Raw genomic sequence first — 24,283 nt, 5'->3', positions numbered from 1 at the left:
ATTGCCAGGGTCTCCCGGATCACTCATAGGTATATGCTAGTTTGGTGTCAAAAGACGGTTTTCATATGTTACAAATTTATATACTTGTTTGATTTAATTATTTAGAATAACTTGTATTAATATGTAGTAGTTTTACTACAAAATCTGGTACAGTACATTGCACGCTTTGTTTATTTAAGCGTTGTAACGTACTTTTACACAATTACTTACTATGCCTAATATACTTGTTGTAGATGATCAGGAGGTAGTTCGTTACGGCACCACGCTTATCCTGCAGAAGTCAATCGACGACGCGCAGGTCAGTGAAGCGGGCAGTTTTGAAGACACCCTGAAGATATTATCTACTAAAAAATTTGATCTTGTCATCCTGGATATCGATATGCCGGGGGGAAATAATCACCAGATGCTGGATGTGATTCGTTTACGCCATCCGGATATCAGAATACTGATTTTCTCCAGCTACGATGAACAGATCTTTGGATGGAGGTACCTGGAAGCAGGTGCTGATGGATTCCTGTCCAAGAAAACTGGTATAGAAGAAATCAAAAATGCGGCTAAAACGCTGCTCAGAGATGAAAAATACCTCAGTCCTACCCTGAAACAGACATTATTAAACAACTTCACTAATAAGAAAAGCGCGACAAATCCTATTCAACGCCTGTCCAGCCGTGAGAATAATATCATGCAGCTGTTGATTAAAGGCTCCAGTGTGGCTGAAATAGCAGATAAACTCAGTTTACAGATATCGACTGTCAGCACCTACAAGAAAAGGATCTTCGAAAAATTGCAGGTCTCCAATGTCATAGAAATGATAGAGAAAGTACAGCTCTACTCATAATCCCTCTTTATTTTATTAAAAAAAGTTTTTATATTCAGCCCCGATTACACAACTGAAATCTTTTTAAGTACGCATTAATCATTATTCCGACCACGACCCTATGAAACGACTACTTGTTATCGTTACAGGCATTGCTGTAACCACGCATTCTATGGCCCAGGAGAAAAAGGGACCTTTCCAGTTAGATGGCACAATTACTGGAAAAAACAGCGGATTTGTTCACCTGCGCTATGGCAACGGCTTTTACATGGAAGATAGCTGCGCTGTTAAAAATGGCAGTTTTTCCTTTAAAGGCATGCTAAGTGAACCCGTGATGGCGACCATCAGCAGTGATGGCGAAGATGGCTATGATTTTTACCTTGATCCGGGTCAGATGACGATCAATGTAAAGTCTCCCGCTTTCGAAGACGCTGCCGTCACCGGTTCCGGCTCCCAGACTGAATATCTGGAGCTATTAACCGCCAGGGCAGATGTACAAAGAGAGATCGCTCCCCTAGCCAAATCACTGGAAGACGCCAACAGACAGTATCTGAGCGCCATTCAGTCCAGAAAATCGGATGCGGAACTAGCCGCATTGAAGTCAAAGGCTGATGTAGCCAAAGGCAGTCTTGCGCCCCTTGAAGAAAGGGCACGCGAAGTCAGCTACGATTTCTTCCGCTCCCACCCGGCTTCTTATGTAACGGCTGCAGAATTGCGCTACTTTGCTGCTTATATGAAACCAGGGGATCTGAAGGCCCACATTGGCAAGCTCGCACCTTTCCTGCAAACCAGCATCTACGGACAGGAATTATCCGACATTCTGAACAAACTCCAGAATGGAGCACCGGGTAGCCAGGCACAGTTATTTAGTCAGCGGGACATTAACGGTAAGGCCGTTACACCGCTTGACTTCAAAGGGAAATACCTGTTGCTGGACTTCTGGGGCAGCTGGTGCCTTCCCTGCCGGAAAAACAATGTACATCTGAAAGAGCTTTACGCCCGCTACAAAGACAAGGGATTCGCCATCATTGGTATTGCTGATAATGACAGCAAACCGGATGACTGGAAAAAAGCGATCGACAAAGATGGTATTGGTATCTGGGCGAATATCCTCCGCGGACTGGACGCCAACAAGTTCAAGGAAGACGGCAAACCACAACCGGGGGATATCTACAGTATGTATGGTGTACACGCCGTACCAACGCAGATCCTGATCAATCCTGAAGGGATGATCATTGCGCGATTCGGCAGCGGTGGTGAAAACTACGAACTGCTGGACACCAAACTGGCTGAAATCTTATAAATATCTCTTATGTCGCTTATATCATAGTCGTTTTTCGTTCAATCCTGCGTGATGAGCGGAGCACTAACGGAGGGTAACTATAGTATAACTATTATCATACAGGTATTTACAACGGGTACTGCTGCAGAAGTTGGCATGATTAAGGTATAGGGATCAATACAAGCTGATCCAAAATATATCATATGCAAGCTAACGCTAACAGACAGTACCCGTTCCTTATTAAAGCACCCCTGATCCTCATCGGACTTTACCTCTTCTTTTATTTTCTCTTCCTGCTAAAAGAAATACTGGTACCTTTTGCTTTCGCAGGACTCATCGCCATTCTGCTGAATCCTCTCTGTAACAGACTGGAGAGAGCCCGGATTCCCAAAGTGTGGGCAATTTCCCTCAGCTTGCTGATCGCAGCATTACTGCTGGCTGGCCTGCTGTATTTTCTGTCTTCACAGATTAGTCAGTTCGGAGAACTCGTCCCCACATTGAAAACCCGCTCGCAGGAACTGATGGGAGAATTGCAGCAATGGGTTGCACTAAAACTCGGTATTTCCATGCAAAAACAGACCGATATGCTGCATAAACTCACCGATAATGGTCAGCAATATCTTGGACAAACACTGGGGTCTATTTTTGGCGTATTGGGCGTGTTTTTTCTGTTACCCGTTTATACATTTCTGCTCTTGCTATATAAGAATCAGTTAGTCAATTTTATATATGAAAGCTTCGGTTCTGAGCATAAAGATCATGTCCAGGATGTACTGCAATCAACAAAGGGAGCGATCCAGAGTTATATCGCCGGACTGCTCATTGAAACGGCTATCATCGCAGTGCTTAATTCTGTTGCATTGCTCATTTTGGGTGTAAAATATGCTATCCTGCTTGGCACGATCGGCGCTATTCTGAACCTGATCCCTTATATCGGAGGATTGATCGCAATTGCACTGCCTGTTATGATCGCCACAGTGACGAACGATAACTTTACAACCCCTTTACTGATAGTAGGTGTTTATCTACTGATACAGTTCATTGATAATCACCTGATCGTGCCAAAAGTAGTCGCTTCAAAAGTATCGATCAATGCGCTTATCTCTATCGTGGTAGTGCTGATGGGAGGTGCATTGTGGGGCGTCAGCGGTATGTTCCTGTCTATCCCTTTTGTGGCTATTCTGAAGATCATTTTTGACCATATCGACGGACTAAAACCCTGGGGTAAATTACTGGGTGATAATAACCCTGGCAACCTCGTCAGATCAAATCATAAAAAAGAGTAAAAGTTGTACTAAATGGGTAGCTGTCCGGGCCGAAATTGGTAAATTTATAGTCAGTTTCGTTAATGGCCTAAATGACATATCGTATGGAAACAACCTTTCACATTTTGTTACACCTGAAGACATCTGACGGACATGAAAATCTCGGCAGATTTTTCCTCGGAGGAGACAGAACGATGGCAGATAAACTCTTTAGCCAGTTAAAAGGAAATCCAGATGTCACGGATCAATGTGGTTTGTGTATTGAGTTTGTAGAACTGCGCGACAGTCTACCGTATAACGTGGAAATGCTGAGTTGCACATTAGACCAGCTTGCAGAAAACTGTAAGATCATTACCAAGGCAATCTTTAAGCGATTTGCTGTATAACTTTATTGTATTGAGGTGATCTGAAACTGGCTGATCTCCTGTCTCGACCAGGTAAGGTAGATCATGTATGCGGATATGCTTCATTTACGTAATCCAGCAGGGCCATTGCTGTCAACCCCCATTGTGCTACAGCATTGGTAGAAATATTATCAGCTTCTGTGATCGTATTCAATACCAGGGGACCATTCAGGGCACGTACCTCTCTGGATAATTTACGTATACCTGCTTCTCCTCCCAGGAATTCTTCCCAGGCTCTCTTTGCCAGCTGCGGATCGTTTTTTCTGATGGCGGCGAATGCAGTCAGCCGTGCATGCCCCTGTTTCAGGTTTAGTTTACCCAATGATCTTCCGAGGGCTGTTTTCTGTTCTTCTTCTGTTGCATTGTATAATGTACAGTATTGCAGCCAGGCTTTTTCAAAAGCGGGCATATCGATCAAAGCAATGAGTTCTGCGGCAATCTCCGGTAAGCCAAATACGGCGCTGAGATGAGATACGGAGAACTGATCCTTTGGCGCTATCTGAAATTTACCCGTAGCCAGTTCCATTGCTGCACTACCTGTAAAAAATCCATTGGGTTGTGCAGCGATCGTCTGCATACTATTCAGCAAGCGTTCTTTAGCAGTTTTATTACCACTCCGCTCCCATTCTGTTAACCACGCAGCGGCCAGTGAACCCCAGTCGGTACCAAATGAAACACCCGCATATTTGCCATCGGGATCACCTTGCTGCTGACCGATCTTACGACCAGGGACAATGGTGCGCAAGGTATCCGCAGCATCTATTTCTGCGTGCATCAGGTCACCTATCCTTTCATCTGCGGTCAGATAATAATAGAATCTTCTGTTGGCGACAGTAGATATACGCAGCTGTTTGGCGCTACAACCCCAATGCTGCACATTATGCCTGGAACCCAACGGTGCAAAACGTCCGATATGATGTACATCGACTTCTCCCGTATGCCGTGTCATTGCTTCTGCCATGCGGAAGACATCCTTACGACCGGTATGGAGATAGTAATACCAAAGCCATAAGTCCGTCGATAATTCTGAGTTATCCCATGCGAAGCCACCCACATCATAGCGCCAGACATGCCTGTCGGTATCATAGGAATGCATCACATCACCATAATTCCAGAAGCCGTACCAGTGCTGATCATCGACTTGTCTGTGGTAGTAATCGAAATAGAAATCCAGTTGTGCGCGGATGTTTTCTTTTTCTGCGGATGGTGTCTGTTGTCCGATCCAGCTGCCGCCAAATACACCCGCTTTTTTCCATTGAGCAATATCAAAAGTAATACCCGCCGGATCCTGTATATAGGCTGCTATTTCACTTAATTGCTCATTGGTGGGTGTTGCTGCCAGTACCCAGATCTGTGCTTCTGAAGTACGGGCAACACCATAGGGAGTACCAAATTCGGGTTCATAATCTTCATAGGTAATTTCAAGCCCTTCCCGTTGTTTTTCGAAGGTATCCTGTCCCATGCCATCATGATAGAAACGGAGGTCCATCGGAGCCGCTTTAGGCGCCCAGAACCACATCGTAACTGTTGCTTCATCTGCATGTGCATTCCGGATATCAAGTTGTGCAGGATGGCTTTGCCAGAAATTACGGATACCAAATGCGAGTCCGCCGGAGGGTGTACCCAGATAAGCTGTTCCGGACGATCTTTTACCATAGGCAGATTGGATCCAGCCATATCCTTCCCTGGTCCGTTTTTGTATATCAAATGCATCTGGGGTTGGCTGAAACAAGGTATAATCGCCAAAAGCGGGAATGTATTGTAAGCGGTCACCCACAGCCGGCGGTAATGGACCGCTTACCGCCTGTCCATTGATCTGTGCACTTCTTACGGCAGCACCAGGATCACGGCGCAGGCCAGTCAATCCTTTTACAGCTTCTGCAAAGACGCCTTTTTCATCACCTGTAAAGCGAATATGCCGGTTGTAGGTTTCGGCCTTTAAAGGGAGGGCAAAACGAATGCCCAGTCCGCGGATAAAGTCCGTTTGCTCATCGCCATCAAATACAATGGTATGCATTATACGGATTGATTCAGCACCTTCATAAAAGTAAAGCCTTACCGTAAAGGGCAACCAGGCCCGTTGCTTTGTATTCAGATGGTTTCCTTCAATCTTTACCACTGCCCTAACGGGCCCTCCCTGCTCCAGGGTAACATGGGTGATATTACTTTCGAAGACATCCTGTTGTGGAGAAACCCCATTTCCTTCATCTGGTTTATCCTGTGTCAGCAATACCAGTTTGCCTTCGCTGGATATCAGTTGCGCCTTCCGCTTCAGTGTCCGCACTACAACCGGTCCGGATCTGGCGATTTCACACTGTATTACGCCTGTATCTATCAACAGATGATCCGGATAGTCACTAACCTTAAGATCGCCTTTAACGGGGCTATTTTTAGCTAAAGACAAGGTCAGTTTATCCGTGTTGCGTCCTTTGCCGGCTCCTATCGCATGAGCACTCCATTTTACGGAACCATCCGGCCATGTTGCCAGAGGCCAGGACTGCATATTTACGCTTGCTCCTCCGTTGTCAGACAGTACAAAACCTGACTCTTTTTTTACAAGCCCTTTTGGCCAGGGTACGCCCCAGGTGCTACCTGCTGATATTTTAGGGGCGGCACCACCCAACCACTGTAATGCGGCAATGCTGGTATCATTATTAATATATTGTTGTGTTGTAAAGGCAGGTAAAGACGATATAACAGGCCATCCGGCAGTTAATAATCCCGCGTTTTTTACAAATGCACGTCTTGATAAGCTTATTTTTTTCGGCATACCGCATTGGCTGGGTTAAATGAGTTGAGTGGTAGGGTTATATATTCTCCTGTCGTCAGGACAGTTAATAGTAAAGTAACAAAAATTGATATTCATTTGATTTTTTTCAGAAAAAGTCCGGCATATAAATGAAAGTCTGCAATTTAAGTAGCCATGTATATATCATAAGATTGATATCAGAGCATGTCTTGACAAGCGGCTTTTATTGCTGAACAATTTTGCCGTACATCGGCAGATTTTTGCATTTCATCTATAAATTGTTACCCGTTGGCACTAAACGAACTATATTAGCATTACTGTCATACGAGCACTATATGTGACCCACCATTATCCTATAACTGCACACGAGCAAAGAGCACTAGCATACTCATATTCCTGCCATTCGCCTATAACATCTGTCCATTTACCCTGATACTGCTGTCAGCTGTTCAACCTGTAAATCAATATGCGATGATTATACAACTATGTGGCCTATCCGGCGCAGGAAAAACAACTATTGCCAGAAGCGTACAACAGAAAGCTTCCACATGCGGAATTCCTATCGAAATTATTGATGGTGATGCTTATCGCGAATCTCTTTGCAGAGATCTTACTTTTTCGAAAGAAGACCGCTGTGAGAATATCCGCCGGCTGGGTTTTGTGGCCAGTCGTTTATCCAGCTATGGCATTACCTGTATCATCAGTGCCATCAATCCCTATGAGGCCGTACGCCGTGAACTGGCCATGAAATATGCGCAGGTAAAAACCGTGTACATTGATTGTACCCTTGATGAATTAATAGCGAGAGATACGAAAGGTCTCTATAAAAGAGCACTGTTACCTGGGAATCATCCTGACAAACTCAATAATCTGACAGGCGTAAACGATCCATTTGAGGCGCCTGTAAATCCTGATCTGCATCTGAGGACAGACAGGAATAGCATTCAGACATGCACAAACACCCTTTTTCAACTTATTCAGCAGGCATTAAAAAAACAGGAGACTAAATACAGCCACGCGGCCTCAATTTAATAGAACAGACATATGGACAATAACGTTTTGGTTATAACGGGCATGCACCGTTCGGGCACCTCGTTGCTTACACAATGGCTTTATAAATGTGGCCTCCATGTAGGCGACAGATTCCTTGGTGCTGGTATCGGCAACAATGATGGTCATTATGAGGATATCGATTTTTATAACTATCATCAGCAGGTATTGACAGAGCATGAATTGCCTTCCGACGGACTGGCGACAGCTTCTCCACAGGCGCTTACAACCGCGCAGCGTACCTCGCTGAAAGCGCTGCTGCATCGTAAAGCCGCCGGTAATGCACAATGGGGATGGAAAGACCCGCGGACCTGTTTATTCCTGCCCTTTTACCGGGAGACATTGCCTAACGCACGTTACCTGGTAATCCTGCGTGATTATAAAACTGTCGTGAGTTCGCTGGTACAACGCTTATATACATTACACGCCTGGAAATATGAACAAAGTGACCTGATCACAAAACTGATCTGGCGGTATTTCAAAAAACCTTACAGGAAGAAAAAGCTGTTAAAGCAATATTGTGATGAACACCTGGCCGTCTGGATCACTTATAATGAAGCGATTCTTAAACACCTGCAGCAACTGCCTGCAACGGCTTATTTGGTAGTAGAACATACGAAACTGAAGACCAGTAATAAAGAGGTATTTAAGCATCTTTCCGGTAACTGGCATTTTGACCTGCAATACCATGATTTTGATACCCTCTATAAAGAGAAACTGGTCAGTGATCCACTGGATATTGTCCATTATGTGAAAGATCCGGCGCTCCTGCAAAAGGCGGCAGAGATCCAATACCGCCTGCTGGCGCTGGCCATATAAACAGCCGGTCTGTAGAAATGTTTATGGAAAATAAACGACGGTGCATCTATAGCAATAGTACGTACACATAAATAGAGCCCTGTTATGTTGAGCAACTATTGCCGTATTTCGCTCCGTCGTCTCTGGAACAGCCGGCGGTCAACTGCCATCAATGTGATCGGTCTGACCATAGGCTTATCCTGTGGCATCCTGATCTTCCTGCTGGTCAGCTACCTGTTCAGTTTTGACCATTATCATCACAAAGCAGACAGGACCTTTTGGATAGTCACGGATATCCGGCGGGAAAACACTTTACATGCAGACGCTACTCCCCGCCCCTTAGGAAAGCTCCTGAGGGAGGATTTTACGTTTGTAGAAACTGCCGTGCGCCTGGAAACGCTTTTCGGACAAACTATCACCGTTCCCGGAAGCACGCGAAAATTTGAGGAATCCCGCACTATCTGTTTTACAGAGTCCCAGTTTTTCCAGGTATTTGATGTGGACTGGAAAGCAGGTGATCAACACAAGGCTCTGGATGCTGCTGATGGTGTTGTGTTATCTGAACGGTATGCCCTCAAATACTTCGGAACAACGGATGTAATTGGCCGTACCCTGCGCATTAATAATCAACGCGAACTGACTGTAAATGGACTGATAGGTGATCCTCCCTCCAATACCAGGCTGGGATATGATATGATGGTATCCTACAAGCTCATTGCACAGCCGCAGCAGATCATTGATAGGGCAGACTGGAACAATACGCCTTCGCTCTGTTTCGTTACTCTGAAGCCGGCACAGTCCATCGGACAATTACAGCATGCACTTGAGACGATCAATCAGCAATATCTTTCCGCAGAGCAGGCCCGCCTATTGCATTTTCAGGCGCTTCCACTGAGCGAGCTGAGTCACAATACCCAATATGGCGGTACTGTGCCCCGCCCTTTACTTTATGTGTTGATGGCGATCGGTATACTGCTCGTATGTACTGCCTGTATCAACTTCGTCAATATGGCTACGGCGCAGTCGATCAGGCGTTCGAAAGAAACGGGTATCCGTAAAGCGATTGGCAGCACCCGTATACAGCTTGTGACCGAGTTCCTGATAGAAACCGCGATGGTCACATTTGCGGCCGTTATACTGTCTGTAATCATCGTACAATTATGTCTTCCCTGGTTGAACAATGCCCTGTCGGTATTACGCGCAGATATGTCTGTTTTATGGCTGCTCAGGCCCCGTTTTCTGAGCTGGTTCCTGGCTTTGATAGCTGGTGTTATCATCCTTTCAGGATTATATCCTGCACTGGTGCTGAGCCGTTTTACACCCACTGCAGTACTACAGGGGCATGTGAACAGCATCCGGACGAGAGGTTCCTCTCTGAGAAAAGTACTGGTCGTTACACAATTCTTTATCACGCAGTTCTTTATTATTGCCGTGGTTGTCATGAGTGCACAGGTGAGGTATATCCGTCAGACAAACCTGGGTTTTAATAAAGAAGCAATACTGACTGTCCCTGTCGTTTCCGGTAACACTCAACGGGAAACTTTACGTCAGTTGCTTGAAAATACATCCGGCGTTGAACAGGTATCCCTGGCCGCCGAAATTCCCTCCTCCTTCCGCAATGATCCTGTTCCCTTTACCTATGAGACCCATAACGCGGGATTTGCTGTCAATGTGAAAATCGGTGATTCAGCCTATGCCAGGTTATTTGGTTTGCAATTGCTTGCAGGCACTAACTTTCATAATAACGACACACTCAATGATGAAGCGCTGGTGTCAATGATGACTGTAAAGCAGTTGGGACTTTCCTCTCCGGGAGAGATCATCGGAAAAAGGATCAATATATGGGGCAGCGATAAACGCATCGTTGGTGTAGTAGCGGACTTCCATTCGCAGGATCTTCATCATGCCATGCGACCGGTTATCTTATTAAATCTTCCGTCTGAATACAGTATTGCTGCTATAAAAATAGGCGCTGCGGATGCTACTCCGGGAATAGAGAAGGTATGGAAAACGCACTATCCCGATCAGGTATTCAGCATGTATTTTGTAGATGATATGCTGGCCCGGTTTTATCTGACAGAGAATATACTACTGGGACTGATTCAGGTGTTTACCCTTGTTGCCATACTACTGGGATGTCTGGGATTATATGGATTGGTGCTGTTTATCTCAGCGGCAAGAAATAAAGAGATCAGTATCAGGAAAGTATTCGGCGCCTCGGTTACCAGTATGGTGGCTATGTTAGCGAAAGATTTTATTAAACTGGTTGCTATCGGGTCATTTATTGCGATGCCACTGGCTTATATGGCTATGAATAAGTGGTTGGAAGGATTCGCTTATCGGATTAGTATTCAGTGGTGGATGCTACTGTTGTCTGCAATGATTGTTATACTTATTTCACTATTGACCGTGGGATGGGAAGCATTCAATGCGGCAAGGAAAGATCCGGTTAACGTGTTAAAGGCGGAATAGGATCAGTATTCTTATAAGTAATGAAAATCAGTCAATAAGACTATTTAACTAAACGTCATGAAGTATGCTGTTTGCATGACTTCATGACGTTTCTTTTTTACATACTTTCAAGCGTGTTTTTCAAAGTACTCTTCTCATCATCGCTTACTTTTTCATCGGCAAGCATACCTTCCATCAATACTTTCAGGACGCTGTCTTTTCTACCTGTGAGATATTCGAATTCCATCATATCACTAATCGTATTGAATTCGTCTGCACTCATCGCAAGTTCTTTACGTGCCTCATTAAGAAAACGTACCTGATTAGCATCGATCTGACGGTTACGTTGCTCAAATTCTTTATGCGTACCGAATAAGGAAATGATCAGCGGATGTATTTTCTCGCGTTCTGTCTCCCATCTGATGTACTCTTCACGTTGAAGCGGATAGTCGTAATGATAACACTCTCTGAACATAAAAATGGCAAGTGCGGTATCCGGATTGCCAATGCGCATATACGTTGCCGTATCTGTAATGCCCTTACCTGCTACAGTTTTTACTTGCTTTGCATCAGAACAGGCCAATGCACAAACAAGCAGGGCTATAGGAACAGTTAATTTTTTCATGGGCGGCAAAAATAGCTAATTTAAAAATATCTCTTTCGTATTATTTATGGTTTAGCGTAACTTCAGTAAAACTGATATATTATGCATATGCGGCGCATTCTCTGGAAGGGAATTTATTACAAGACGCTGGAATATCTTCATATCCAGTCAGATACAGCTCATGTCATTGAAGGCAATATCACCGGTCTGGTGAATGAGCAACCATTGCATGTACGCTACAAGATCGAAGCAAACACACAATGGGAAATGAGTAGTGTGCATATTACTGTTTTAGAACATACAGAAAAGGAATTACAATTTGTGCGGCGGGATGGGCGCTGGCATGATAAACAGGGAACGATTCATGGGATATTTGATGCCTGTATTGATATAGACATTTCCTTAACGCCGTTTACCAATACGCTACCGATAAACAGATTAAAATTACCTGTGGGCGCATCTGAGGAAATAACCGTGTTGTATTTTGATCTGCCGGCAATGGATGTAAAGCCGGCGAAGCAGCGGTATACAAGACTGGCGGAAGACAGGTATCGATATGAGAGTCTGTCTTCCGGGTTTACAGCCGAAATAGTGGTAGATGAAGGAGGAATAGTGACGCATTATCCGGAGATCTGGGAGCGGTTTTATTAGCACCCTTATCATAGCTATTTTTTGTATCCGGGTTCTAAAATTTGCTATATTCCTCCTGCTAAACTTATGATAATAATGCCTCGTTTTTTTAACATACTGCTATTTATACTACCTTTCAGTTTCACCCCGGATAATCACGATTGTCCCTTCCCTGAATCCAACAGACTGGTCCATGATACTACATTTGTTGATCATATCGGTGAAATTACATTCACTTATAATGGTCAGCAATATGACGCTATCGTTGTCAATCCTTCCGTTAGCGATATCTCCCTCCATTGGTTATCAAACGACCAGACACCTTACAAATCCATCCAGGTATTACGGGATGTTTTACTGGAGAAAAAGAAAGACATCCTGATGATCACCAACGGAGGGATGTTTATGAAGAATAATATACCAGTAGGTTTGTTCATCTCGTCAGGCAGGGAACTACGCCCGCTTGACACAGCCACTGATCAGCCGGGTAATTTCTATATGCAGCCCAATGGCGTGTTCTATCTTGATAATACCGGCGCACATGTGAGTACTACTGCTGATTATCTCAAAAGGTCCGGTAAACACAACAAGATCGTACATGCAACACAGTCAGGCCCTATGCTTATCAGCAATGGAGTCATCAATGGGAAATTCAATCCAGCGTCTGTCAATCGTAACCTCCGGAGTGGCGTAGGCATACTACCTAATGGGAACGTCGTTTTCATTATATCAAAAGAAGCGCAAACCGCTTTTTATGATTTTGCGGCCATCTTTAAAGCGCGTTTTGGCTGTAAAGATGCACTGTATCTCGATGGCGCTATCTCAAAGATGTATCTGAAAAAAGGCAGACCGGATGAACTGAACGGAGATTTTGGCGCCATCATAGCCGTGACGGCACGATAACAATATTGTTACTATTCCCATCACATTACATATCTACCCATACCCTGCCAGATACATGTGTGACGCCGTGTTCTTTCAATGCAGCTGTCCTCACTTCAGCTGACCGGGAGAGGTCCATGGCTGTGGAATCATTGATAAATTCCATGCGGGGAATACTATCTGTTCCCAACATCACCAGTACTGAAAAACTGGAACTGGTTCCCATTACCAGGCGACAAAAATTTGCATCCCGGCGGTGTGCAAAGAATGCCAGACCATATTTATTTTTTGCTGCGGATAACATTTTTTGCAGCACACGTAGTGCCGGTGCATGGTAGATGGAATCAGTTGACAAAAACCGAAAGCTATCGGACTTTATATTGTATTCAGCATTAAAATTATATTTATTAAAGCCACAGCTATCGAAGGTGGCTCCCAGTCTGGTAAAATCAGTTATATACCGTTCTACAAATTCATTCGTTGTTTCCTGTTTTACAGATGGCTCAATATCGGGTTCATCAGGTTGATTGATCATCACCAGTATAAGCGTAATGAAAATCAATCCAAGGGAGATAAGGAATATCTGGCGTATTATTTTGTCGTTTGTGTCATTCATCGGTTGGTAGGTGTTGTATCTTGTCCGGAAATCATTGATGATAACGCTGCACAATAATGCGGCGCTACTATGTAGTACATTTTATTAATGTAGTCAAAGCCTGGCTGGTTATTCTGCCAATCCTACATTTGAAATGGCAAGAATGAACGAAAGAGCATTGTCGTCAAATAAGCCTCATAAGGATATATAGGTTATCCGGCCCAGATAAAGGGCGAATAGGTGTATCTGGACAGTCTTTTGTCCCCGCAGGTGTTCCGATGAAATAATTCAGGCATGTGCATTCTCTTAGGTATAAGGTTTAGTAATCGAGGCAGGTGCAATTAAATGGGAGGTTAACAGCTGACACAGCTGCCGCGTCAGGCAAACATAATCATTTTTTTATATAACACCACAGGCTTCTCCTTTTTAATAGGCCCTTGTTCTTCCTATATAAATATTCCTGGCATTCAGATAGGTGTCTGCCGACGGGCCTGGACTTCCACTGGAGCCTTCCATCTGCATATTAATGATCACATAGAGTGGTTTACCCACAAAATTCGCATTGTGCACTGCTTTCCATACACCATCGATATAATAGTGAATATCTACATTCGTGGCACTGACTTTTGTGATCCAGGCCCGATAGGTATGCCAGTTGCCCGGCGACGCGACAGTAGTCAGTGTGCTGGATACGTCAGATGGCGTCCGGAACGTATTCTGCCAGTTTGTGGCATTTCCCTTGAATTCCATAATGTCGCTTTCCGGTGGCCAGCTGTTTACGCCGGTCAGCCAGAAAGCGGGCCAGGAACCGGTGACAACAGGCACCTGAAAATCGCCTTTTACTTCCCAGTTGGGAAACTGGTCATTAACGACAATATGTTCTTTGGTATTGACAGCGCCGGAATGGTAGCGGATGGGCAGATATGGGTCCGAGCTGCTGTTTCCTTCATTCCAGGTGATACGTGTCGCTTTGATGGTTAATACTCCGTTGTTGAGATAAATATGGTTATGATCTGTGGGACTGCCATACATACGGGCCGTACCGTTATGATCAGAACCCCAGGGGTAGAGGTAATTCCAGTTTGCTTCAAAAGCGGTATAACTGGCAAAGCTGGTGTTGTCGATTACTGTTTCCCAGGTATCAGCCGCTACAGCAGCCTGTTGCTGGTCATGCAGTGTGAATCCCGGTGTTTGCTCAATAGCGACCTGCTTCTGGCAGGCAAACAACAATGGGCTCGCCAGGGCCATTAGAAGTCCTGTTAGTGTTTTCATAATGTGGCATTTAAGAATGAGTAAAATCATGCAGGGTTGTATTAGGAGAAAAGCCTGTGGCCGCTAAGAATAAGTTAACAATGAGACAGATATTCTTTACATTTAGGTGTTGAATCGATTATTTACCAATACCTATATGCAAATTTTTAAAGTGAACAACGGGTAAACGGTCATTCAATGAACGCCAGTCCGAAGGATTGGAAAGTAAAATATTTTCCTGAACAATTTCAAGTTGTTAATGAATATCAGAAGTATTGTCAATAAGGATAATATCAACTTATTGAACTGTGAAAGTGAACCGATCCACATTCCGGGTTGTATTCAGGAGCATGGCTTCTTATTGGGACTGGCAGCGGATTCCCTGCTTATCAGATATAGCAGCGAAAATGTATTAGCATATACAGGGTTTACACATCAGCAGCTTTTAGATAAACCCCTGCAACAATTATGTAGTGCAGAACAGGAAGATCTGCTACGCGAATTTCTGACAGCCGCATCTTTTGACCAGAGCCAGCCATTTGTCTTCACCATCAACAATGTAAAATACAATACAAAACCGCATATCAGTAACAGTACTGTCATCCTGGAATTTGAACCTTTTCCGGATGGTAGTCTGGACCTCCCCAACCTTTATAAACAAACACAACAGTTCGTTTCTTATCTCAATGATGCGCAGGACCTGCGGCAGCTGTGTCAGTCCATTGCACAGGAAACCAGGGCCATTACCGGTTATGACCGCGTAATGATCTACCGTTTTGACAAGAATTACAATGGGGAAGTGATCGCGGAGGCAAAGAAAGACGACCTGCTGCCATTACTGGGACATAACTATCCGCATACGGATATTCCCGCACAGGCACGGGCGCTTTATCTGACCAATATGCTGCGCATGATCGTGGATGTAGATTATACGCCCGTTCCGCTGTATACCATTGCTGATGAAAAGGAAGAGCAGCACCTTGACCTTAGCTTGTCCATTCTCAGAAGTGTATCTCCCATACACATTGAATATCTGAAGAACATGGGTGTTAAGGCAACACTTACGATCTCTTTGTTACAGGATAATAAACTCTGGGGACTGATTTCCTGTCACCATTATTCGCAGAAAAATATTCCGCATTATACGCGACTTTCGGCGTTATTACAGGGATATTTTTTCATGTCCCAGATCAAGGTCAGACAAGCGGCTGATGAATATAACTACGCACAGCATATCGAAAACTACATAGCGCCGTTGCTGGAGCTGATGTCTACGGGAGACAACTTTATCGGGCAGCATTATCATAATCCGCTGCTGAAAGATTGTATACGGGCTTCAGGATTTGTCATTGTGCAGAATGATACTATTCTCAGAAATGGGAATGTGCCACCTGATGAACAACTACTCCCTTTACTGGAATGGTTGAAGGAACACGCCAACGGCGGACAATTCTCCACCGATCACCTGATAGCAGTCTACCCTCCTGCTGAGGCCATGAATGATACGGCAGCCGGTCTGATCTATCATGCTTTGGATTCAGGTGGTAAAAACTGTGCGCTCTGGTTACGTCCGGAAATGGAGAAATCGATCAACTGGGCAGGTAATCCGAGTAAGGCCGTTGTAATGGACTCAGCCGGCGCCAGACTCTCGCCCCGTAAATCATTTGAACTGTGGAAGGAAGTCGTAAAATATTATAGTGAAGAGTGGGCCGCACCAGAATTAACTACAGCTGCACGTCTGGCCAGCAACCTGCAAAAACAGGCCCATCTGGCGGATATCAGAAGAGAAGAAAAGCGCTATAAAGAACTGGCGGCAAAACTGGAGGCTGCTAACGCAGAACTGGAAAACTTTAACTGGATCAGCGCACATGACCTCAAAGAGCCACTGCGTAAAATACAGCTTTTCGCTTCCAGGACCTTCTATTCAGAAGTCTCACTCGAAGTGTATAAGGACTCACTGGTCAAAATACAGCATGCGGCCTCCAAAATACAGCTGCTGTTGGATAGTATGCTGTCTTTTGCAACCATGAGTAAGTCCAACGAAGAATTTGAGAAAATAAACCTCAATAATACGCTCACACAGGTACTGGGGAAATACCGGAAGGAGATCAATGCGAAAGAAGCGGTTATCACGACGGATGCTTTGCCGCAACTGAGTGTATTGCCTTATCAGGCGGAACAGCTGTTCTCCAACCTGATATCCAATTCCCTGAAATTCTCAAAAGAGAATGTACCCCTGAAGCTGAATATCCGGTATCATCGCGGTCCGCAGCATCATATCATTTCCTTCACCGATAACGGCATCGGCTTTCATAACAGGTATGTGGACATCATTTTCAAGATCTTCCAGAGCTTAAATAAGGAGAATCAGTCTAATGTTGGTATCGGACTGGCGATCTGCAAAAAGATCATGGATAATCACAACGGGATGATCACTGCGGAAGGCCAGGAAGGCCATGGTGCCGTGTTTAGTGTCTCCTTCCCTTTATGATCGGGCAAAATACCTACCTTTGCGTCCACAATTACTAAAAATATGGACGGTCAATACAGAAAAGATATATACCCGGGACTGGGAGTGGCGATCATTCTCAAAAAAGACCAGCGTAGCGGTAAGCTGACGTATGGTATTGTTAAGAGCATTCTTACTTCTGCCACCTTCCATTCCCGGGGTATAAAAGTCAAATTAGAGGACGGTCAGATCGGCCGCGTTGCCGCTTTTGCCGATGACGACGAAATAGTTGCTAATTCGTAAACCGCAACTGACGCAGGATGGTCGGATCCTGGATCTCCTTATCTCTTGCCAGTAACAGCACTTTAGACATCAGTTCAGCCGATTTTGGATCATCATCTGCGAAAGGCAGGAATAATCTGCCCCGCTGCTGCGAATGCACGGGTAAAATAGACAGGTATTTACCCGGCATCTGGTGTACAACCGCACTGCCCAGATGTACGCTGTATTCGCCATATTCACCCACGATCTTCGCATGGTTACCGCTGATGGTGACATTGTCCAGTTTAAATAATCGGGCACTTTCCTGCAGCAATACCGTGCGCATTTCAATGGTGGAATGGCTTGCCTCAGGATCCACACCACCGGCATGTGCCACGCTTACCACCAGGTCTATATCACGCATCACCTCACTGAAGATCAGCGGATCGATCGTTTCAAAAGCTACATTCTCCCAGGTCTTGATATTGTGGAAGATGATCTCTTCCAGTACCGGACTTTCCACTTCCGCCGGAGAGAACCAGTTCGCCTGCGCATACATTTTCACCATAAAGCCCTGCTTGTGGAACACCTTCTGTAATCCTTCCTCATAATCCACTTTCCAGCCCCTGGATTTCAACAATGCCACTGTTTTGGATGGTTGTACCTGGTGACCGGCATAACGGCGGGAAACAGACCTTTCCTGCAGTTCTTCGGCTATTGGCACATAGAGTTCCCGGAAGATCTGTTTGAACGGCTGCTGTACCTGTTTTTCGAAGCAATACTGCTGGTATTCGCTCCAGCTGCCATTAGCATGTAAATCGACGCAGTGTGCAATACGGACCTGCTCGTCTGCCGCTACTTTTGTCGCTTTACCTTTAGCCGGCGTCAATGCGCCATCTTTCCAGAAACCATGTCCTTTTGCCGTGATAAACACCAGCTTTTCCAGGTGTCTGGCGATAACAGGATGCGTAAACAGATTGCTCAGTTCTTCTGCCTCAAAAGCATCTCCCCTTACCATGGCCTCTTCCAGCGCTTTACGGGAACGGCGGAATTGTTCCCTCAGGGTCTTTTTAAACTCCTGTAGCTCCAGTACTTTTGTGTCCTTTTTGTATTTGGCAGGCACACTGGCAAGTTTTTTATCGTCTTTGAATGCTACCACATCCGCTTCACCATCATCTCCGATGATCAGACCGATCAATACGTCATCGTATTGTACCTGTGTTTCTTTGGAGAGGATCTGCTGCACCTGTTTGGTTTCCATGGCCCAGGTCAGTCGTTGCGGATCTGCATAACCCGCATTTCTGGCCAGATTTTCCATAGCGATACGGATAGCAGTTCCTTCACTGGTTTGTTTCTGGGCGCCAAACTGTTTGCTTTCTTTTTTAAACTGCTGAATGTATTCGTAGCGGACCAGGATATCCTTTTCTGCGTTGGATTTGTTCAATGGGATCAGACCATAAACACGCAGGTAATCCTGGTCACGTTTATCTTTTACTTTCTCTGTAACTTCCTTGATCTTCAGGTCGCCGGTCATGACGTCTGCGTACAGTCTCGCTCTGCGGTGACCATTACCATCGCTGATATATTTAGCCGCGTCATAAACCTTCTGCCAGCGCTCCTGCCCTATTTCCCGGTAAGCCTGTTCGAACCATTCCTTGTCAACAGCACCGTCTTTGAAGTCCTGTACATCAATGGTAGAATAACGTGCGATCTCACTTTCTGCCTCAGCCGTTTTTTCTGCGTAGGTTGAAGTCTTTGTATGTGCGTGCATCCACCAGATGGCAGTATCCAGTCCTTTCCAGCTGAGGTATTTGCTCACAAATTTCTGCCATTGCGGTGCATATACGGCCGCTTCCAGCAAACGTGTTTCTGTTACCTTGATACGCTTCATAGCGGTTGCAAACAGTTCGTCCGTATCGGTATCCAGTGGGAAACACCTCTTCAGCAGAGTGCTGAACAATTGCTGTTTATTTTCACTTTCGGACGAATAGATATAGCCTTTGTGCAGTGTGGTTTTACCCATCCCTGCGAGGATGTCCGCAAAACGGTTGATACCTTCCAGTGATTCCAGTTCCTTCACGAAATCAGTTACTGTCGTAGCGGTATCGCCGCGTTTCAGTTCTATATCGAGCAGGTGTTCCCGTACGCGGATAAACATATCCCGTAAGAAAGGATATTTTTCGAAATAGCTTTTTTCATGCTGCGCGCGCGTTCTTTTGGAAAGTTCCATGATATTGTCACCAGAGAGAATACCACGGTACATCTCACTTTCAGAGATCATTCCGCGCTGGAAGACTTTGCTAAAAAGTTCCAATGGAGGTAAATAGTATTTACTGTTTTCGGGCAGGCCGCTGAACTGACGCCAGTGATATAAATCCCAGCAGCGTGCCAGCAGTTCTTCCGGCAACTGACTGATCGATATCTTATTGATATACCAGTTCAGGAGGGTATCCTGTTGCCAGCCACCGCCATATTTATAGTAGCTGTACTGTTCAATATTTGTGGACAAAACCTCTTCCGGTAGCGCCGCAAAGGCCTTAGCGGTAGCGCCTATCAGGAATGGTTCGGTCTCTGCAAAAGGATGGATGAGCCGTAATGCCTGCATGATCTGCAGTAATGGGTTCGACCATCGGTAGGCGTATTCGCCCGGCATGTTTTCAGGCATATAAGCCGTCAGTTCTGCTATAAATGGTTTTGCCGCCCGGTTATCCCTGGTAAATTCTTCATACTCGGATTGGATGGTCAGTTCCGTCAGAATATAGAGATCTCTTGCTATCAGTCCGGATTGCCCGTACCATTCTTTCCAGAGCTCCGGCAACGGATAGGTAGCGTACTCTTCTTCAGGGGAAAGCGTGGTTTCCGTTATTCTTGACGTTCTGGAGAAAAGTTGCCCCAGTAATACCGTTTCTACGTTATTGTTATAGCCCTCTACCTGGTATTCGAAGTTTTTGTTCTCGATGAATAGCTTGTAGAGGTCAAGTAATGCCTGTTTGATCTTTTCCGCTGGTTGTGACAAGCCAAAGTCTCCCTGGGCTAAACATTGGTGATAAAAATCGGTTGGATCGGGAACAGGTTTTACAATTGGCAATATAGCCTTCGGATCATACAAACCGTATCCGTTACTGCTGTCATAAACAATGGTGCCGGTCCCTTCTGAGGATAGCTGTCCGAGTATGATAGCCTCTTTTTCCGGAATGCTCTTTCTGCTCTTAAATGTTTCCAGTAATGGTTGCAGGGCATCCAGTAATCGCTGCTGCTGTTGCAGTTGTAAGGCGATATCCAGTCCGGCCAGACGTTGTTCTCCGTCTCCTTCCAGCAATTCTTTGAGTATGCTGATCAGCAGGGTGTCCGGCTGTTTCAGCAGGATACCGATGATCTGATTACGTATGCCGCCGCTTTTGCGTTTAAGGAGGTCTTTGAATACTTTCAGTTCTTCTGTGTTCAATTCTACTGTGGCCAGGGCTTTGAAACCGGCATTTTGCAGAGATTCACCCCTTTCCCGGATGATACGCATACTAAAGCCACGCTGGAAGCTGGTGACAGGCTCCAGTTTTTCCGGGTCTTCATAGTATGATTTTGCATATCCTTTCAGAATCTGTCTTGTCATGGTTGATTTCACATCCAGGTCCATGTCGTCAAAATAAGACATCATCAGGTCCAGTCTGTCCTGCTGATCAAATATCAGCGGTAGCATTGCCTGTAATACATCACTACGCTTATATTGATTACTCATCCAGTTGAAAGGTAATTTATCAAAGGTTTTCTCTTTGACATCGGAGCGTAAAATGACAGCATGCAGTTTATCAAACAGGTCGGGATACTGTTCGTTATAACGTTTAGGATCATCGGCAATCGGCTCACGCAGTACGGCGGTCGCCAGGGCAACTACTGCTAAACTTTCATCTTCTATCCCTATACGGCCGACGGACAGCATCAGCTGATAGTGGCTGGTATCATCCACAAACTGCTGCGCAATACTACGCTTCTGCATGGAGGAGCTGCGGGCTAATTCCGTCAGATAGGGTAAGGTCTGCTCGACATCGTATACGCCCTGCACCCACAGACCCATGTATATATCAGCGAAGTCGTCACTGTTAATGGCCGCGGGGATCAGTGACGGATCAGACAGATAAGTATGTGCTTTCTGGAGGAAGCGGATAACAGCGGATTCTTTTTCAGATTCCCAGTTGATACCGGCCCATACGTCCAGTGCTCTTACCACAGAAGAAAACCTTGTCAGTTTGTTATCTACGACTACTTTGATCATGTATTTCAAAGCTCCGGTACTGCAATCGTCAAGTGCTTCAAGTATTGTTTGCCGTAATCCCTCCTGTCTTTGTGCTGACAACAGCAGTTTTTCCACCAGTTGCCAGGCATCTTCGCGGTCGCTTAATAAAAGCGCTCTGATGATACCGTCGCTGACCTTACCTTCGGGATCTTTATTGTAAATAATATCTTCAAATAGTTTAAATATCTCTTCATTACCCAGATCGATGGCTGCCGCCCACATATTATAGAGATATTGTGTGTCATGCTCATGGTCTACGATGATCTGTTCTCTGATAGTGAGATCATAGCACTCGTACTGATAATGTGTGTCGATGCCGTAAACGTGCACCTGTAGCATGATCCCTTTCAGAAAGGTGAGCTGATTGGGCAGGTATTTTTCTCTGTTGCCGGGTGCGCGGAAGGAGCGGCGATTCCAACCGGTCATATACATCAGGCTGGGAAACTTGCTCCAGGCATGTTTTACATAAACGGCTTTTTCATCACCAAAGAGAAAACGTAAGAGGTTGTATAGTTCTTCATTGTCCCATTCATTTCCGGTGGGCAACAATTCCACTATTCGCTCATAGCGATCAGCTGTTAATGCATAAGCGACAAAGCTGACCTGCTCTTTTTCCTGCAGTTTCCCCATCAGCTGAAGGGCAATTTCTGCGGTCCTTTTGGTCAGCAGTTCGTGGCTGGCAGTTCCATTGTACACGGATTTCAGGGTCGAAACAAGGTTTGTTTCAAAATCAGGGATAATCTTCGTGGGGAAGAATTGGTGAATGTCCATTCTAAAAGTTTAAGGTTTTTCAGTTACCAGTAGCTACCGGCAAGAAATGTTAATCGGATAAATGTGATTACGGTGGCCGGTTGCAATACAAAATGGTCAGAGAGCGATTTTAATTCCTCTTCGTCTGCGAAAACTGCAAACATGCCATCTTCGAAGGCCTGTAATGCGGCTTCCTGCGCTTTGGGGAGGTCTGCTTTCTGTTCATTGTAAATGCTGCCGAATCCGACTTTACCAGTGGCAGTTTGTCCCTCTATCTGCTCAGTGGTAAGAAAGGGTAACACATTTTTTTCGAAGGGTTTATTGTTATAAGCGATCACCTGTTGGGTTACAACGGCGGTGATAAGTTCCCGAACAGTAGGGTTACTACCAATGTCATCAATCTCTATCGGCTTCTTCTCTAGTATGGCATGTTTCCGTCCCGCTACTTTTATATTGATTATCAGCTCCATCAGGGTCAAAAGGTTAATAATAGCGCTGCCAAGATAAAAAAATTAAAAGAAATAACTGTTCCGGTTATCTTTGCGCGATGAAATATGCCGACAAAGAGATCCAGGAGATGGAAGAATTTTTCAAAACAGCTGAATTACCCCAGACGCTTACTTTAGGACCGGGCGTGGTTATTACAGACCTGAAAGCCTTTGCGTTCAGTCACCTTCAGATTATGAAATTAAGACAGGGGGTGGGAATTTTCGAGGTATTTTACGATCGTCTCGTACAGGTAAGAAATATATTATCAGCAGCAACACAGGAAGTAGCTTAGATACTTCCTGTTGTTACTAATTTGGCAGACCGGGGTGTCATCCCCGTCTGTTTTTTGAAAAAGTTATTGAAATAAGCCGGATAGTCGAACCCCAACGCGTAAGCGATATCTGCTATACTCCAGTCTGTATTTCTCAGCAATAATTTAGCTTCTGCAATAATACGCTCCCTGATATGCACGGTAGTGGCTTTGCCTGTTACATCTCTCACTGCGTGATTGAGGTGATTGACGTGGATGGCCAGGTTTTTTGCATAATCGCCTGCTGTTTTCAGTTCCAGTGCCTGTGAAGGTGTCAGTACCGGGAATTGTTTTTCCAGCAGCTCCATAAATGACATCGTGATACGTACCGCCGCGCTGGTAGGCCTGCTGACAGGCGTTGCCGGTTGCATACGTAAAGCTTCATGGATGATGAGGTTCACGTAGTTTTTGATGACTTCGTATTTGTGTACGTAATCGGTGGCTTCTTCTTCGATCATTTTTCTGAAAAGAGACGCTACATTGGCGTACTGTTCTTCAGACAAAAAACAAACGGGATTACCGCCTATTTTGAACAAGGGAGAATCCTGGAAGGAGAGGTTATTGCGTTCATGGATGTTCATGAACTCTTCTGTAAACTGACAATAGAATCCGTTCCAGTGGTCTGAGATAGGTTCCCAGCTATAAGGCACCAGTGGATTGGAGAATGTCAGTGCGGGTCTGTCGATGAGGATGCCAGTATCTGCATAATGCAGTCTGGAAATACCTTTGAACAATGTTATTTTGTAGAAATCCCTGCGGATATATGGAGAAGCGGCTTTATATTGATTACTGGCTACATGTACTTTAAAATTACCATTCTCAATCCTTACTCCGTCACATCCAACAAATCCCTGACTCCTGTGTGCGTTGGCTTCCATATTATCAAATTTGAGATAAGACTAATCTAACATAAATCTACGTTAAAATAGTCTTACTCAAATCGTTTTGCATAAAATCC

At 45.0% G+C, this 24,283-nt stretch carries 19 protein-coding genes; 12 read left to right on the top strand and 7 right to left on the bottom strand.

Annotation, left to right across the window (positions count from 1 at the left end; genetic code table 11):
• The first annotated feature begins 211 nt into the window (after positions 1-211).
• The 4 genes from BMZ72_RS06595 (at position 212) to BMZ72_RS06580 (ending at position 3,750) form a co-directional block, all read left to right on the top strand.
• A complete protein-coding gene (locus tag BMZ72_RS06595; RefSeq protein ID WP_012791746.1) occupies positions 212-838 on the top strand; it encodes a response regulator in 627 nt (208 codons plus the stop codon).
• Positions 839-938: 100 nt separating this feature from the next.
• Entirely contained in the window at positions 939-2,120 is a 1,182-nt protein-coding gene (locus BMZ72_RS06590) for a TlpA disulfide reductase family protein (RefSeq protein ID WP_089806424.1), read from the top strand.
• 182 nt (positions 2,121-2,302) lie between these two features.
• The gene (locus BMZ72_RS06585; protein ID WP_089806422.1) at positions 2,303-3,385 is read left to right on the top strand and encodes an AI-2E family transporter; all 1,083 of its coding nucleotides are present in this window, start codon (positions 2,303-2,305) and stop codon (positions 3,383-3,385) included.
• A gap of 83 nt (positions 3,386-3,468) precedes the next feature.
• Positions 3,469-3,750, top strand: coding sequence for a hypothetical protein (locus tag BMZ72_RS06580; protein WP_143087625.1), 282 nt, complete (start codon positions 3,469-3,471; stop codon positions 3,748-3,750).
• Positions 3,751-3,811: 61 nt separating this feature from the next.
• Here the strand turns inward: BMZ72_RS06580 and BMZ72_RS06575 are convergent, their stop codons facing one another.
• On the bottom strand, positions 3,812-6,538 hold the full coding sequence (locus BMZ72_RS06575) for an exo-rhamnogalacturonan lyase family protein (RefSeq protein WP_089806418.1): 2,727 nt from the start codon (positions 6,536-6,538) through the stop codon (positions 3,812-3,814).
• Between the two features lie 450 nt (positions 6,539-6,988).
• On the opposite strand from BMZ72_RS06575, the gene cysC reads away from it, so the two are divergent.
• The 3 genes from cysC (at position 6,989) to BMZ72_RS06560 (ending at position 10,837) form a co-directional block, all read left to right on the top strand.
• The gene (gene cysC, locus BMZ72_RS06570) at positions 6,989-7,549 is read left to right on the top strand and encodes an adenylyl-sulfate kinase (protein WP_089806416.1); all 561 of its coding nucleotides are present in this window, start codon (positions 6,989-6,991) and stop codon (positions 7,547-7,549) included.
• A 12-nt stretch (positions 7,550-7,561) separates the two neighbouring features.
• Positions 7,562-8,386 (top strand): sulfotransferase, encoded by an 825-nt coding sequence (locus BMZ72_RS06565; RefSeq protein ID WP_089806414.1) that lies wholly within the window; start codon positions 7,562-7,564, stop codon positions 8,384-8,386.
• An 84-nt stretch (positions 8,387-8,470) separates the two neighbouring features.
• On the top strand, positions 8,471-10,837 hold the full coding sequence (locus BMZ72_RS06560) for an ABC transporter permease (protein WP_089806412.1): 2,367 nt from the start codon (positions 8,471-8,473) through the stop codon (positions 10,835-10,837).
• Positions 10,838-10,934: 97 nt separating this feature from the next.
• Here BMZ72_RS06560 and BMZ72_RS06555 read toward each other — a convergent pair whose 3' ends face one another.
• Positions 10,935-11,441: a hypothetical protein gene (locus BMZ72_RS06555; RefSeq protein WP_089806410.1), complete on the bottom strand. Its 507-nt coding sequence runs from the start codon at positions 11,439-11,441 to the stop codon at positions 10,935-10,937.
• 81 nt (positions 11,442-11,522) lie between these two features.
• Between BMZ72_RS06555 and BMZ72_RS06550 the strand changes: the two genes are divergently transcribed.
• Both BMZ72_RS06550 and BMZ72_RS06545 read left to right on the top strand, forming a co-directional pair.
• Positions 11,523-12,071, top strand: a complete 549-nt coding sequence (locus tag BMZ72_RS06550) for a putative glycolipid-binding domain-containing protein (RefSeq protein WP_089806408.1) — start codon at positions 11,523-11,525, stop codon at positions 12,069-12,071.
• Between the two features lie 75 nt (positions 12,072-12,146).
• Positions 12,147-12,953, top strand: a complete 807-nt coding sequence (locus tag BMZ72_RS06545) for a phosphodiester glycosidase family protein (protein WP_177222695.1) — start codon at positions 12,147-12,149, stop codon at positions 12,951-12,953.
• 25 nt (positions 12,954-12,978) lie between these two features.
• On the opposite strand, the gene BMZ72_RS06540 is transcribed toward BMZ72_RS06545, so the two are convergent.
• Complete coding sequence (locus BMZ72_RS06540; protein WP_089806405.1) at positions 12,979-13,548, bottom strand: hypothetical protein; 570 nt, start codon at positions 13,546-13,548, stop codon at positions 12,979-12,981.
• A 405-nt stretch (positions 13,549-13,953) separates the two neighbouring features.
• Complete coding sequence (locus BMZ72_RS06535; RefSeq protein ID WP_089806403.1) at positions 13,954-14,799, bottom strand: glycoside hydrolase family 16 protein; 846 nt, start codon at positions 14,797-14,799, stop codon at positions 13,954-13,956.
• A gap of 238 nt (positions 14,800-15,037) precedes the next feature.
• Here BMZ72_RS06535 and BMZ72_RS06530 point away from each other — a divergent pair, with 238 nt between their 5' ends.
• Together BMZ72_RS06530 and BMZ72_RS06525 are read left to right on the top strand one after the other, a co-directional pair.
• Complete coding sequence (locus BMZ72_RS06530; protein WP_089806401.1) at positions 15,038-17,269, top strand: ATP-binding protein; 2,232 nt, start codon at positions 15,038-15,040, stop codon at positions 17,267-17,269.
• 42 nt (positions 17,270-17,311) lie between these two features.
• Complete coding sequence (locus BMZ72_RS06525; RefSeq protein ID WP_012791759.1) at positions 17,312-17,530, top strand: YwbE family protein; 219 nt, start codon at positions 17,312-17,314, stop codon at positions 17,528-17,530.
• On the opposite strand, the gene BMZ72_RS06520 is transcribed toward BMZ72_RS06525, so the two are convergent.
• Positions 17,520-22,547 (bottom strand): DUF4132 domain-containing protein, encoded by a 5,028-nt coding sequence (locus tag BMZ72_RS06520; protein WP_089806398.1) that lies wholly within the window; start codon positions 22,545-22,547, stop codon positions 17,520-17,522. The genes BMZ72_RS06525 and BMZ72_RS06520 overlap by 11 nt on opposite strands.
• A gap of 23 nt (positions 22,548-22,570) precedes the next feature.
• Positions 22,571-22,996 (bottom strand): hypothetical protein, encoded by a 426-nt coding sequence (locus BMZ72_RS06515; RefSeq protein ID WP_089806396.1) that lies wholly within the window; start codon positions 22,994-22,996, stop codon positions 22,571-22,573.
• 77 nt (positions 22,997-23,073) lie between these two features.
• Here BMZ72_RS06515 and BMZ72_RS06510 point away from each other — a divergent pair, with 77 nt between their 5' ends.
• Complete coding sequence (locus BMZ72_RS06510) at positions 23,074-23,307, top strand: DUF6965 family protein (RefSeq protein ID WP_089806394.1); 234 nt, start codon at positions 23,074-23,076, stop codon at positions 23,305-23,307.
• Here the strand turns inward: BMZ72_RS06510 and BMZ72_RS06505 are convergent.
• Positions 23,304-24,203, bottom strand: a complete 900-nt coding sequence (locus BMZ72_RS06505; protein WP_089806392.1) for a helix-turn-helix domain-containing protein — start codon at positions 24,201-24,203, stop codon at positions 23,304-23,306. The genes BMZ72_RS06510 and BMZ72_RS06505 overlap by 4 nt on opposite strands.
• Positions 24,204-24,283 lie beyond the last annotated feature (80 nt).

This window comes from Chitinophaga sp. YR627, from assembly GCF_900114995.1.
Taxonomy (GTDB): domain Bacteria; phylum Bacteroidota; class Bacteroidia; order Chitinophagales; family Chitinophagaceae; genus Chitinophaga.
This window is presented reverse-complemented; position numbering and strand designations above follow the sequence as displayed.

Coding starts and splice junctions, on each gene's coding strand:
- BMZ72_RS06595 (WP_012791746.1), top strand. CDS start 212: ATGCCTAATATACTTGTTGTAGATGATCAGGAGGTAGTTCGTTACGGC.
- BMZ72_RS06590 (WP_089806424.1), top strand. CDS start 939: ATGAAACGACTACTTGTTATCGTTACAGGCATTGCTGTAACCACGCAT.
- BMZ72_RS06585 (WP_089806422.1), top strand. CDS start 2,303: ATGCAAGCTAACGCTAACAGACAGTACCCGTTCCTTATTAAAGCACCC.
- BMZ72_RS06580 (WP_143087625.1), top strand. CDS start 3,469: ATGGAAACAACCTTTCACATTTTGTTACACCTGAAGACATCTGACGGA.
- BMZ72_RS06575 (WP_089806418.1), bottom strand. CDS start 6,538: ATGCCGAAAAAAATAAGCTTATCAAGACGTGCATTTGTAAAAAACGCG.
- cysC (WP_089806416.1), top strand. CDS start 6,989: ATGATTATACAACTATGTGGCCTATCCGGCGCAGGAAAAACAACTATT.
- BMZ72_RS06565 (WP_089806414.1), top strand. CDS start 7,562: ATGGACAATAACGTTTTGGTTATAACGGGCATGCACCGTTCGGGCACC.
- BMZ72_RS06560 (WP_089806412.1), top strand. CDS start 8,471: ATGTTGAGCAACTATTGCCGTATTTCGCTCCGTCGTCTCTGGAACAGC.
- BMZ72_RS06555 (WP_089806410.1), bottom strand. CDS start 11,441: ATGAAAAAATTAACTGTTCCTATAGCCCTGCTTGTTTGTGCATTGGCC.
- BMZ72_RS06550 (WP_089806408.1), top strand. CDS start 11,523: ATGCATATGCGGCGCATTCTCTGGAAGGGAATTTATTACAAGACGCTG.
- BMZ72_RS06545 (WP_177222695.1), top strand. CDS start 12,147: ATGCCTCGTTTTTTTAACATACTGCTATTTATACTACCTTTCAGTTTC.
- BMZ72_RS06540 (WP_089806405.1), bottom strand. CDS start 13,548: ATGAATGACACAAACGACAAAATAATACGCCAGATATTCCTTATCTCC.
- BMZ72_RS06535 (WP_089806403.1), bottom strand. CDS start 14,799: ATGAAAACACTAACAGGACTTCTAATGGCCCTGGCGAGCCCATTGTTG.
- BMZ72_RS06530 (WP_089806401.1), top strand. CDS start 15,038: ATGAATATCAGAAGTATTGTCAATAAGGATAATATCAACTTATTGAAC.
- BMZ72_RS06525 (WP_012791759.1), top strand. CDS start 17,312: ATGGACGGTCAATACAGAAAAGATATATACCCGGGACTGGGAGTGGCG.
- BMZ72_RS06520 (WP_089806398.1), bottom strand. CDS start 22,547: ATGGACATTCACCAATTCTTCCCCACGAAGATTATCCCTGATTTTGAA.
- BMZ72_RS06515 (WP_089806396.1), bottom strand. CDS start 22,996: ATGGAGCTGATAATCAATATAAAAGTAGCGGGACGGAAACATGCCATA.
- BMZ72_RS06510 (WP_089806394.1), top strand. CDS start 23,074: ATGAAATATGCCGACAAAGAGATCCAGGAGATGGAAGAATTTTTCAAA.
- BMZ72_RS06505 (WP_089806392.1), bottom strand. CDS start 24,203: ATGGAAGCCAACGCACACAGGAGTCAGGGATTTGTTGGATGTGACGGA.